This is a genomic window from Aquabacterium sp. A08, from assembly GCF_011742065.1.
Genome location: NZ_JAAQQT010000587.1, coordinates 1 through 11,966, shown reverse-complemented (window position 1 = coordinate 11,966; position 11,966 = coordinate 1). Strand labels below are relative to the sequence as shown.

The window sequence follows — 11,966 nt, the reverse complement described above, 5'->3', positions numbered from 1 at the left end:
GAGTACGGCGGCACCGGGCTGGGCCTGTCCATCGTGCGCAGCCTGAGCCACCTGATGGGTGGCGAGGCCGGGGTGGACAGCACCCCCGGGCAGGGCTCGCGCTTCTGGTTCCGGGTGCCCCTGTGCGCCGCGCCGGCCGCCGGTACCGACCCGGCCAGCGGGACCGAGGCGGCCCCACCGGCCCCGGTGGCGCTGCACGCGCCCGAGGCGTTCGGCCCCGCCGGCACCCCCGCCGCGACAGTGGACGGCGCCGAGCCGCCCGCCCCGTCCGCCTGGCCGGGCCAGGTGCTGGTGGTGGAAGACCACCCGATGAACCGCATGGTCATCGTCCACATGCTGCAGCGCCTGGGGCTGGCCCACACCGTGGTGGAGGACGGGCAGCAGGGCGTGGACGCGGTCTGCGGCGGCCTGCGCCCGGCCCTGGTGCTGATGGACGTGGAGATGCCGGTGCTCGACGGCATCGCCGCGACCGCCCGCATCCGCGCCTGGGAGCACGAGCAAGGGCTGGCGCCCACGCCCATCGTCGCGCTCACCGCCAACGCCTTCGACGCCGACCGCCAGCAGGCCCTGGCCGCCGGCATGGACGACTTCGTGCCCAAACCCATCCACCTGCCCACCTTGCGCCAGGTGCTGTTGCGCTGGCTGCCGCAGGCCCGGCCGGCCACCCCCGCCACCACGCCGCCCGATGCGGCCCCCGCTGCCCCATGACGACCGACCTTTGCGCAGACCGCCCCACCGTGCTGGTGGTGGACGACACCCCGGCCAACCAGCTGCTGCTGCGGCACGCACTGGAGCAGCACTACCGCGTCGAGCTGGCCGACAGCGGCGCGGCCGCGCTGGCCCGGGTGCGCGGCGGGACGCTGCCCGACATCGTGCTGCTCGACGTCGTCATGCCCGGGCTGGACGGCTACGAGGTCTGCCGCCGCCTCAAGCAGGACCCGCTCACGGCCCGCATCCCCGTCGTTTTCCTCACCGCCCGCGGCGACAGCCGCGACGAGATCGAGGGCTTTGCCTGCGGCGCGGTGGACTACATCGTCAAGCCGGCGCCGTCGGCGCTGGTGCGGGCGCGGGTTCACAACCACCTGGAGCTCAAACGCACCCAGGACCGGCTGGCCAGCGCCAACCGCGCCCTGCACGGCCGGGTGGCCGCGCTGGAGGCGGGCATGGGCGCGCTGGCGGCCATGGGCGACGCGCTGGGCAAACTCGGGGCGCAGCACACCCGCCGGGTGCAGCATTACGTGGACTGCCTGGCCGGCCAGCTGGCGGGCCAGCCCGGCCACGAGGCCTGGGCCGACCCGGAAGGGCGCCAGCGCTTGGTCAGCGCGGCCGCGCTGTACGACCTGGGCAAGATCGGCATCCCCGAAGCCATCCTGTGCAAGCCGGGCGGCCTGACGCCGGAGGAACGCGAACGCGTCCAGACCCACGCCGAACTGGGCGGGCAGGCGCTGCAGAGCGTGATCAGCGCGGCCGAAGCCCAGCTGGGCGTGCCGCTGGCGCAGGACCCGGCCGACCGCGACGCCGGCGCCGGACCGTTGGGCTTTCTGGCGCTGGCGCGCGACCTGGCCCTGAGCCACCACGAACACTGGGACGGCAGTGGCTACCCCTTGGGCCTGCAGGCCGGGCAGATTCCGGCCGGCGCGCGCCTGTTGGCGGTGGCCGATGTGTACGACGCCCTGCGCTCGCGCCGGCCGCACAAGGCGCCCTGGGCCCGGGCCGCGGTGTGCGAGTACCTGCGGGCCGGGCGCGGCCGCCAGTTCGCGCCCGAGGTGATCGACGCCTGGGAGCGGGTCGAGCCGCAGTGGGACGCGATCTGGTTGCGCCACACCGAGCCGGGCGAACGGGTCTGAACCCGCGTTCGCGCGGCCCCGCAGGACCGCTTCAGTCCGCGGTGGCGCTTGGTGCGGGGCTGGCCACGGGCTCCAGCAGGCGGTCCACCTGGCGCAGGAAGTCGTGGATGTCGAACGGCTTGGTCAGGTAGGTGGCAAAGCCGGCCTGCTGGCCGCGTTCGATGTCGCGTGGCATCGCGTTGGCGGTGACCGCCACCACCACGCAGCCGTCCAGGCTCGGCTCGGCGCGGATCGCCTGCAGCGCCTGGTAGCCGTCCAGGTCGGGCATGTTGATGTCGAGCAGGATCAGCCGGGGCCGGTGCGCCAGGGCCAGCGCCAGCCCGTCGCGGGCGCATTCGGCCGTCAGCAATTCCAGGTGCGGGCGCAGCGCCAGGATGCGCCGGATCAGCTTGAGGTTGGCGGGGTTGTCGTCCACGCACAGCACCTGCTGGCGCGCGGCCGGGCCGCTGGGGGGGGTGTCGGTGTCGGGGGACATCGTCGTCTCCGTGGGAGTGAGGGGGGTGGCGGGCAGGGTGAACCAGAACACCGAGCCGCCGCCCGGCGGTTGCAGAAAGCCCATGTGGCCGCCCATTTTTTCCACCAGGCCCTTGCTGATGCTCAGGCCAATGCCGCTGCCTTCGATGCCGCCGGCCGTGTGCGGGCCGCGGGCAAAGGGCTGGAACAGCTGGGGCTGGAATTCTGCCGCAATGCCCGGGCCGTTGTCGGCCACCATCACCCGCAGGTGGGTGCCGTCTGCCCGCGCGCTCAGCCGCACCCAGCCCCCGGGCCGGTGGTACTTGATGGCGTTGGACAGCAGGTTGACCAGCACCTGGCGCAGCCGGGTGGCGTCGGCCAGGGCGTGCAGCGGCGCAGGCAGGTGGCAGCTCAGCGTCACCCCCGCCGCCTCGGCCAGCGGTTGCAGCAGCTGGCGGCTGGCTTCGGCCAGGGCGGCCAGGTCCACCGGCTCCAGCACCAGTTCGACCTGGCCGGCCTCGATGCGGCTGAGGTCCAGCACCTCGTTGATCAGCCGCAGCAGGTGCTGCCCGGCCTGGCCGATTTCGTCCACCGACTCGCGTTGCGTCCGGTCCAGCCGTGCGTCCAGGCCCAGCATCTGGGCAAACCCCAGGATGGCGTTGAGCGGGGTGCGCAGCTCGTGGCTCATGCTGGAGAGGAACTGGCTCTTGGCCTGGTTGGCCTGCTCGGCCTGTTCGCGCGCCAGCACCAGGTCGCTGATGTTCTGGTGGGTGCCGAACATCTGGGTCGGGCGGCCCTGGGCGTCGCGCGCGGTCACCACGCCGCTGGCCTGGATCCAGACCCAGTGGCCGTCGCGGTGGCGCAGCCGGAAGCGCGATTCGTAGTGGCTCTTGCCCAGGTTGAAGTGGTCACTCAGGTTTTTCACCGCCTGACCCACGTCTTCCGGGTGCAGCCGTTCGACCCAGCGTTCGTAGGTCAGGGGGCCGAAGTCGTCCAGGGTGTGGCCCAGCATCGCCACCCATTCGTCGTTGACGCTGATCTGGCCGCGGGCCACGTCCCATTCCCACACCCCGGCGTTCATGCTGCGCACGATGTTGTCCAGCCGCACGCGTTCCTGCTCCTGCGCGCGTTCGCGCCGCTTGCGCTGGGTGATGTCCTGGGTGATGCCGTGGATGCGCTGGCAGGCCCCGTCCTGCCACTCGGCGTGGGCCACCACGCGCAGGGCGCGCTGCTCGCCGGCGGGCAGCTGGTAGTCCAGCTCCAGGTCGGCCGGGGTGCCCAGGCGGCGGGTGTGGTCCAGGGCGCGCTGCAGCTGGTCCCGTTGCCCGGGGCCGACGATGCGCGGCAGGAACTGGCTCAAGGAGCGCGGCATGGCGTTGCGGTAGGCCTGCGGCGTGTTCTTGCCGAACAGCCAGTGGATGGCCCCGGTCTGGGCGTCCATTTCCCAGGCCTCGATGCGGGCGGCCTGGTTGCTGATGTCCAGGCGCAGGCGGTGCCGCTCCAGGTGCTGGGCATGGCCCACCAGCCAGCGCAGCATCAACCCGATGAACAGCACCACCGGCAGCACCATGGGGATGAGCACCCCCATGAAGCCGCGCCGGATCTGTGTGACCACCGCCGGGTCCAGCTGGGTCAGCAGGCGCAGGGTGGTGTCGCCCGCCACCGGCACCCCGGCGGGGGCCAGCAGTGGCGTGGTCAGGGTGTGCCAGGTCCAGCTGCCCTGCGGGGAGCGGTGGCGCCCTTCCACTTCGCTGGTGTCGGCCAGGGCGGGCCACAGGCCGGGGTCGGTGTCGCGCACGTGGCGCGGCCGGGCCGTGGGCGCCGGCTCGCTGTGGCCGATGAACCAGCCGCGGTCGTCCAGCAGAAAGGTGTGCGTCTGGAAGGCGTTTTCCCGCGGCAGCCGTTCCACCACGGTGGGCAGGTGCACGGTGAACACCAGCAGGCCGGTGGCCTGGTCCTGGGTGTTGCGCAGCACGGTGATGAGCTGCAGGCGGTCGTGCGCGGCGCTGTCGTCGGGGGCGCTGGGGGCGGTGTGCACCAGCACCGTGCGGTCGGCCAGGGCCAGGGCCTCGTCGCGCCAGGCGGTGGGCAGCGCGACGGCGGGTGCGGCGGGGTCTTGGTGCGCGGCCAGGCGCACGCGGCCGTCGGCATCGAACCATTGCACGGCGCTCAGCGCCGGGGCTTCGCGCACCAGGCTGCGCAGCGCGCTGTCCCAGTAGGGCAGGGTCTGGCTGCCCACCGGCGCGGTGTTCTGCAGCAGGCCGGCCAGGCGGCGCAGGTCCTGGACGTGGCGTTGCACCGTGGCCTGCACCTGGTTGGCCAAGCCGCGCGCCCAGATGGTTTGTACCCGCTCCATGCGGTCGGTGCTCTGGTCGGTGAGCAGGTGGGCGGTGGCGTAGCCCAGCACCACCAGCACCAGCACCACCGGCCCAAACAGCAGCCAGAAGGCGTGGGGGTGCAGCAACAGGCGGCGCAGGCCGGGTGTCTGGGTGTCGCTGGCACTCATGGTGGGGTGCCGTCTGGCCGCTGGCGCTCGCTGGACTGCAGCACGGCGTCCAGCAGTTGCAGCAGCTGCCAGCCGGCGCGCAGGATCTCCTCCACGCTGTCCTTGTGCTGCGCGTCCAGCCGGGGGTCGAGGTCCAGCGTCTGGGCGTAGCCCAGCATCAGGTTGAGCGGGGTGCGCAGTTCGTGCCCCATGTGGGACAGGAAGGCCGGCTGGTGCTGCGCCAGCGCGTGGCTGGCCACGGCCTGCAGCTGGCCCAGCGCGGCCTGTTTGTCGGCCAGGCTGGAATGGAGTTCCAGCATGCGCTGGCTGCTGGCGCGCAGGGCCAGCAGCAGGGCGGCATTGCGCGCGGCCTGCAGCAGCGCTTGGCGCTGTTGCGGTGTCAGCTGGCGTGGCACGGTGTCCAGGGCGCAGGCGGTGCCCAGCGGCAGCCCGGCCTCGTCGTGCACCACCGCGCCGGCGTAAAAGCGGATGAACGGCGCCCCAGTCACCAGGGGGTTGTCGGCGAAGCGCGGGTCTTTCAGCGCGTCGGGCACCTCCAGCAGCTCCGCCTCGCTCAAAGCGTGGCCGCAGAACGACACCCGGCGCGGCGTTTCGCTCAGCGCCACGCCGCGCCGCGCCTTGAACCACTGGCGGTCCGCGTCCACCAGGGTCACCAGCCCCATCGGCACCTGGCATTGCTGGCAGACGAAGTCCACGACCTGGTCGTAGGCCGCCTCGGCGGCCGTGTCCAGGATGCGCAGGGCGTGCAGGGCGGCCAGCCGTTCGGCTTCGCGGGGCAGCTCAGGCGGTGCTTGCATGTGGGACCTTCGGGTGTGGGGCGGCGGTGGGCGCCAGGGGCAGGGTGATCCAGAAGGTGCTGCCCAGCCCCGGCTGGCTGCGCACGCCGATGGTACCGCCCATCAGTTCCAGCAGTTGCCGGGTGATGCACAGCCCGATGCCGGTGCCTTCGATGCTGGCGCCGTCGGTGTCCAGCCGCTGGAAGGGCTTGAACAGGTCGTCCATGCGTTCGGGCGGGATGCCCCGACCGGTGTCGCTCACCTCCAGCCGCAGCTGGCCCCGGGGCCCGGCTTGCAGCGCCACCACCACCTGCCCATCGGCGCGGTTGTACTTCACCGCGTTGGTCAGCAGGTTGAGCAGCACCTGGCGCAGCCGCAGCGCGTCGGCCCACAGCACGGCGGTGGGGGCTTCGGGCAGGTGCAGCGTCACGCCGTGGCGCTCGGCCAGGCCGCGCACCAGCTGCTCGCAGTCGCGCAGGGTGTTGGCCAGGGGCACCGGCTCCAGCGACATCTCCACCTTGCCGGTGTTGATCTTGGCCAGGTCCAGCACGTCGTTGATCAGCTCCAGCAGGTGCCCGCCGGCCTGCAGGATTTCGGCCACGTTGTCCTGTTGCAGCGGGGTCAGCTCGGGGTCGATCTGCAGCATCTGGCCAAAGCCCAGGATGGCGTTCATCGGGGTGCGCAGCTCGTGGCTCATGGTGGTCAGGAAGCGGTCCTTGCTGCGCGAGGCGGCCTCGGCGGCTTCGCGCGCCTCGGCCAGGTCCAGTTCGTGGCGTTTGCGGCTGTCGATGTCCTGCACCGTGCCGTAGAGCCGTTCGCAGCGCCCCTCGTGCCACTCGGCGTTGCCGATGTGTCGCACCCACAGCTCGCGGCCGTCGGCGGTGACGATGGTCAGCTCCAGGTCCCAGCCCTGGCCGTGCCGCAGGGCGCGCCCGGCCGCCAGGCGCAGGGCATGGACCTGGCGCACGCGGCCCAGCGCATCGCTGAGGCCAAGCGCGGTGCCACTGGGCACACCAAAGATCTGGCAGGTCACCGGCGACCAGTGCACCTGCGCGCTGCCCACCTCGTGGTCCCAGGTGCCAATGCCGGCGGCCCGGTTCGACATCTCCAGCGCCTGCTGGGTGTTGCGCAGCAGCTTTTCGTCGGCCTTGCGCGCGGTGATGTCGTGGCTCATGCAGACGATGCGGCGGATGTGGCCGTGGCTGTCCAGCACCGGGGTGACGGTGCTGTCGAGCCAGTAGAGGTGGCCGTCGCGGGCACGGTTGCAGACCTCGCGCCGCCACGGCCGGCCGCTGCGCATGTGGGCCCACAGGTCGTCCCAGAATTCCCGGGGGTGCACGCCGGAGCGCAGCAGCCGGTGGTCCTGGCCGATGAGCGCCTCCGCCGGGTGGCCGCTGATGCGGGCAAAGGCCTCGTTGACCCGGGTGATGGTGCCGGCGCTGTTGGTTTCGGCGTACACGCTGTGCTCGGTCATGGCGCGCGCGAACGAGGCCAGTTCGCTGCGCAGTTCCTGGCGCCGGCGGCGGTTGTGGGTTTCCTCGGTGATGTCGCTGAGCAGGCCGACGAACACGTCCTGTGGCGGCAGCCGGGCCTGCCCGACCGACAGCCGCACCGCCAGCCGGCGGCTGTCCGCCTTGAGCAGCAGCAGTTCGCGCACGCCGGGCCGGATCAGGCCCAGCGGGTCGGGGTCGGGCGCGTCGGTGTCGGTGCACAGCCAGCTGTGCAGCCGGCGCTCGGGCAGGCCGTCAGCGGGCAGTCCCAGCAGCTCGCGGGCCCGCACGTTGGCCGTCAGCAGCCGGCCTTGGGCGTCGAAAGTCACCAGGCCGTCGAGCGCGTTGTCCAGAATGGCCGCAAAGCGGTGTTCCTTGTCGGACAGGGCCTGCACGGTCTGACGGTAGGCCAGCCAGGTGGCGCTGCCCCCCGCCACCAGCAGCACCAGCAGGAACACCAGCAGGGTTTGCGACAGGCGGATCGGGTCGGTGCCCACCTGCAGCGACGCCAGCACGTGGTGCATGCCCAGCAGCGAGAGGTAGTGGCTCAGCACCAGCCCCGCCCCCGCCACCCCCCCGGCCAGCAGGTCGCGCTTGAGCAGCTGGCCGGTTGACCGGCCCAGCGTGCCGCGCCCCAGGCGCAGCCAGAAGGCCCAGCCAAAGCCCAGACCCGACAGCAGCAGCGGCGGCAGGTCGTGCCAGCCCAGCAGCGCCGTCCAGGGGGTGCCGGCGGCGGCCACCGCGCCGATGTGGCTGCCCAGCATGCCGGCGCTGATCAGCAGCCCGGCGGTGGCGCAGCGCCGGTACGACACCGGCGGCGCCGCCAGCCGGTCCAGGCCCAGCCAGGCCGCGGCCACGGTGGGCACGATCGACAGCAGCAGCCCGCCGTCGTCGGCCGGCAGGGCCGTGCCCTGCAGCCCCAGGGCAAACGCCCCCAACAGGTGCACCACCCACAGGCCGGTGCCCAGGGTCAGCGCCGCGCTCAGGTGGGCCAGGCGCGCCTGCAGCGGCACCGCGGCCTTGTGGGCCAGGCCGGTGATCTGCATCACCAGCACGCAGGCGGTGACGGCGGCCAAGGCCGACAGCGCCACCAGCCAGCCGTCCGGGCTGGGGGCCGGGTGGGGCAGTGACAGTGCGTCGGTCAGCGTCCAGGCCATGGCGCGGGTCAGCGGGGCCGGCGCTCGTAGGTCACGAAGGCAAAGGCCAGCCCGTCGTCGCTGCGGTGGCGCTCGCGGGCGGTTTCGGTCCAGTCCGGCCCCAGGGTGGGGGCGTGGGCGTCGCCGTCGTACACGCGGTCGATTTCGGTCACCAGCGCCCGCTGCGCCAGCGGTTCGGCTTGGGCGTAGATTTGTGCGCCGCCCATGACCCAGACCTCGGCCGGGGCGGGCGTTTGAGCGCGGCACCGGGCCAGGGCCGCCTCCAGGCTGTCCACGGGCACGGCGCCTTCGGCCTGCAGCGCCGCGGCGCGCTGGGGGTCGCGCGTCAGCACCAGATTCAGGCGGCCGGGCAGGGGCCGAAAGCGCGCCGGCAGCGACTCCCAGGTGGCCCGCCCCATGACGACCGGGCAGCCTTGGGTGTGGCGCCTGAAGTGCGCCAGGTCTTGCGGCAGGTGCCAGGGCATGGCGTTGTCCCGGCCGATGACGCCGTTGGCGGCGCGGGCGTAGATGAGGTTGATGCGCATGGCGGCCCAGCATAGCAGCCCCGCCCCGCCGTGGCTGGCCGGGGGGTATGGTCCGTCCTGGCCCATCCGCCGCCACCGCCCGGCCCGGTTTGGGCACAATGCCCGCATGCCGAACACCACCGCCGCCTTTCCCTTTTGTGCCTGGCTGGGCCTGCGTCACCCCGTGGTCCAGGCGCCCATGGCCGGCTCGCAGGACAGCGCGCTGGCGTTGGCCGTGTGCGCCGCTGGCGGCCTGGGCTCCCTGCCCGCCGCCACCCTGAGCCTGGACGCTTTGCGTGCCGAACTGCAGCGCTTGCAGGCGCAGGCGGCCGGCCCCTACAACGTCAACTTCTTCTGCCACCGCCCGCCCACGCACGACGCGGCGCGCGAAGCCGCCTGGCACCGGGCTCTGGCGCCGTTCTGCGCCGAGGCCGGTCTGCCGCCGCCCAGTGGCCCGGCCGTGGCGGCGCGCGCCCCCTTCAGCGCCGCCGCCGCCGAGCTGCTGGCCGCCTTCCGCCCCCCGGTGGTGAGTTTTCACTTTGGCTTGCCCGAGCCGGCGTTGCTGGCGCAGGTCAAGGCCTGGGGGGCCAAGGTGCTAGCCAGCGCCACCACGGTGGACGAGGCGCGCTGGCTCGAAGCCCACGGCGCCGACGCCGTGATCGCCCAGGGGCTGGAGGCCGGCGGCCACCGCGGCCTGTTCCTTACCGACGACCTGACCACCCAGCTGGGCACCTTCGCCCTGCTGCCCCAGGTGGTGCGCGCGGTGCGGGTGCCGGTGATCGCGGCCGGGGGCATTGTGGACGCCGCCGGCGTGGCCGCCGCGCAGGCCCTGGGCGCAGCCGGCGTGCAGGTGGGCACCGCCTACCTGCTGTGCCCCGAGGCCACCCCCACGCCGCTGCACCGCCAGGCGCTGCGGTCCGACGCGGCACAGCACACCGCGCTGACCAACCTGTTCACCGGGCGACCGGCGCGCGGCATCGTCAACCGCGCCATGCGCGAACTGGCCGCCGGCACGGTGGGCCTGAACCCGCTGGCCCCGGCGTTTCCGCTGGCGGCCAGCGCCATGGCGCCCTTGCGCGCCGCCGCCGAAAGCGCGGGCCGCAGCGACTTCACCCCGCTGTGGGCGGGCCAGGGCGCGCCCGCCTGCCGCCCCCTGCCGGCGGGCGCGCTGACCCAGGCACTGGCCAGCGGCTGGCGGACCTGAGCGCCGGCCGCGCCACGGCGGGCCGCTTCGGCGTGCCCGACCGTCGCCCGGCGGTGCCTGTCGCTAAAATGAAGGGTTAGCCCAGCCGGTGCCCGTGCGCCGCTGCGCCGGCCCCTCAACCCCGACCCCCCGCGTGGTGCCGCCACGCCGCAGCCGACCATGACCCAGCCTTCCGCGACACCCGTGGCCTCCGTGGCCGAGATCCGCAAGACCTTCCTGGACTTCTTCGCCGCCAAGGGCCACACCGTGGTCGCGTCCAGCCCGCTGGTGCCCGGCAACGACCCGACACTGATGTTCACCAACAGCGGCATGGTGCAGTTCAAGGACGTGTTCCTGGGCACCGACAAGCGCAGCTACGTGCGCGCCGCTTCCGTGCAGGCCTGCCTGCGCGCCGGTGGCAAGCACAACGACCTGGAAAACGTGGGCTACACCGCCCGCCACCACACCTTCTTCGAGATGCTGGGCAACTGGTCCTTCGGCGACTACTTCAAGCGCGAATCGCTGAAATGGGCCTGGGAACTGCTGACCGAGGTCTACCAGCTGCCGGCCGAGCGCCTGCTCGCCACCGTGTACGCCGAGGACGACGAGGCCTACGACATCTGGACCCAGGAAATCGGCCTGCCGCCCGAGCGCGTCATCCGCATTGGCGACAACAAAGGCGGCCGCTACAAGTCCGACAACTTCTGGATGATGGCCGACACCGGCCCCTGCGGCCCGTGCTCGGAAATTTTCTACGACCACGGCGACCACATCCCCGGCGGCCCCCCGGGCAGCCCGGAAGAAGACGGCGACCGCTTCATCGAGATCTGGAACAACGTGTTCATGCAGTTCGAGATGCACGAAGACGGCTCCGTCACCCCGTTGCCCGCCCCCTGCGTGGACACCGGCATGGGCCTGGAGCGCCTGGCGGCCATCCTGCAGCACGTGCACAGCAACTACGAAATCGACATCTTCGACGCGCTCATCCAGGCCGCCGCCCGCGAAACCGGCTGCAGCGACCTGGCCAACCCGTCGCTGAAGGTGATCGCCGACCACATCCGCGCCACCGCCTTCCTGATCAGCGACGGCGTGATTCCGTCGAACGAAGGCCGCGGCTACGTGCAGCGCCGCATCGTGCGCCGCGCCATCCGCCACGGCTACAAGCTGGGGCGCAAGGCACCGTTCTTCCACAAGCTGGTGCCCGACCTGGTGCGCCTGATGGGCGCGGCCTACCCGAACCTGGCGGCACAAGCCCAGCGCATCACCGAGGTGCTGAAGGCCGAGGAAGAGCGCTTTTACGAGACGCTGGAAAACGGCATGCAGATCCTGGACGCCGCGCTGGCCGACGGCGCGAAGGTGCTGCCCGGCGACGTGGCCTTCAAGCTGCACGACACCTACGGCTTCCCGCTCGACTTGTCGGCCGACGTGTGCCGCGAGCGCGGCCTGGGCGTGGACGAGGCCGGCTTCAAAGCCGCCATGGAAAAGCAAAAAGCCCAGGCCCGCGCCGCCGGCAAGTTCAAAATGGACAAGGCGCTGGACTACACCGGTGCCGGCAACACCTTCGTCGGTTACGAGCAGCTGGCCACCCAGGCCAAGGTGCTGGCCCTGTACGTGGACGGCACCCCGGTGGCCGAACTGAAGCACGGCCAGACCGGTGTGGTGGTGCTGGACACCACGCCCTTCTACGCCGAAAGCGGCGGCCAGGTGGGCGACCAAGGCGCGCTGACCAGCGGCTCGGCCCGCTTCGCGGTCGAAGACACCCTGAAGATCAAGGCCGATGTCTTCGGCCACCACGGCGTGCTGGAACAAGGCACCCTGGCCGTGGGCGACCACGTGGCCGCCGAGGTGGACACCGCCCTGCGCGCCGCCACCGTGCGCAACCACAGCGCCACCCACCTGATGCACAAGGCCCTGCGCGAAGTGCTGGGCGGCCACGTGCAGCAAAAAGGCTCGCTGGTCAACGCCGAGCGCACCCGCTTCGACTTTGCCCACAACGCCCCGGTGACCGACGCCGAAATCCGCCAGATCGAGGCCATCGTCAACGCCGAAAT

General features: G+C 72.3%; 8 protein-coding genes. 4 read left to right on the top strand and 4 right to left on the bottom strand.

Going from position 1 to position 11,966, the window contains the following annotated elements; translation table 11 throughout:
• Together HA630_RS07745 and HA630_RS07740 are read left to right on the top strand one after the other, a co-directional pair.
• Window positions 1–708 (top strand): response regulator (locus HA630_RS07745; protein ID WP_166833887.1); only part of this gene is annotated, 708 nt, incomplete at its 5' end.
• Entirely contained in the window at window positions 705–1,847 is a 1,143-nt protein-coding gene (locus HA630_RS07740; RefSeq protein ID WP_166833885.1) for a two-component system response regulator, read from the top strand. The genes HA630_RS07745 and HA630_RS07740, both read left to right, overlap by 4 nt.
• Window positions 1,848–1,878: 31 nt before the next feature.
• Here the strand turns inward: HA630_RS07740 and HA630_RS07735 are convergent, their stop codons facing one another.
• From HA630_RS07735 to HA630_RS07720, 4 genes are read right to left on the bottom strand one after another with little or no spacing between them, the layout of a single operon-like run.
• The gene (locus tag HA630_RS07735) at window positions 1,879–4,806 is read right to left on the bottom strand and encodes an ATP-binding protein (RefSeq protein ID WP_166833883.1); all 2,928 of its coding nucleotides are present in this window, start codon (window positions 4,804–4,806) and stop codon (window positions 1,879–1,881) included.
• Window positions 4,803–5,603, bottom strand: coding sequence for a GAF domain-containing protein (locus HA630_RS07730; RefSeq protein WP_166833881.1), 801 nt, complete (start codon window positions 5,601–5,603; stop codon window positions 4,803–4,805). The genes HA630_RS07735 and HA630_RS07730 overlap by 4 nt, the downstream gene beginning before the upstream one ends.
• Complete coding sequence (locus HA630_RS07725; RefSeq protein WP_166833879.1) at window positions 5,587–8,229, bottom strand: ATP-binding protein; 2,643 nt, start codon at window positions 8,227–8,229, stop codon at window positions 5,587–5,589. The genes HA630_RS07730 and HA630_RS07725 overlap by 17 nt, the downstream gene beginning before the upstream one ends.
• An 8-nt stretch (window positions 8,230–8,237) precedes the next feature.
• A complete protein-coding gene (locus tag HA630_RS07720) occupies window positions 8,238–8,753 on the bottom strand; it encodes a dihydrofolate reductase (protein ID WP_166833877.1) in 516 nt (171 codons plus the stop codon).
• 106 nt (window positions 8,754–8,859) lie between these two features.
• Between HA630_RS07720 and HA630_RS07715 the strand changes: the two genes are divergently transcribed.
• Together HA630_RS07715 and alaS are read left to right on the top strand one after the other, a co-directional pair.
• The gene (locus HA630_RS07715) at window positions 8,860–9,936 is read left to right on the top strand and encodes a nitronate monooxygenase family protein (RefSeq protein ID WP_166833875.1); all 1,077 of its coding nucleotides are present in this window, start codon (window positions 8,860–8,862) and stop codon (window positions 9,934–9,936) included.
• Window positions 9,937–10,095: 159 nt separating this feature from the next.
• Window positions 10,096–11,966 (top strand): alanine--tRNA ligase (gene alaS / locus HA630_RS07710; RefSeq protein ID WP_166833873.1); only part of this gene is annotated, 1,871 nt, incomplete at its 3' end.

Bases quoted from the DNA above. Each gene is read 5' to 3' on its own strand.
- HA630_RS07740 (WP_166833885.1), top strand. From the start codon at position 705: ATGACGACCGACCTTTGCGCAGACCGCCCCACCGTGCTGGTGGTGGAC.
- HA630_RS07735 (WP_166833883.1), bottom strand. From the start codon at position 4,806: ATGAGTGCCAGCGACACCCAGACACCCGGCCTGCGCCGCCTGTTGCTG.
- HA630_RS07730 (WP_166833881.1), bottom strand. From the start codon at position 5,603: ATGCAAGCACCGCCTGAGCTGCCCCGCGAAGCCGAACGGCTGGCCGCC.
- HA630_RS07725 (WP_166833879.1), bottom strand. From the start codon at position 8,229: ATGGCCTGGACGCTGACCGACGCACTGTCACTGCCCCACCCGGCCCCC.
- HA630_RS07720 (WP_166833877.1), bottom strand. From the start codon at position 8,753: ATGCGCATCAACCTCATCTACGCCCGCGCCGCCAACGGCGTCATCGGC.
- HA630_RS07715 (WP_166833875.1), top strand. From the start codon at position 8,860: ATGCCGAACACCACCGCCGCCTTTCCCTTTTGTGCCTGGCTGGGCCTG.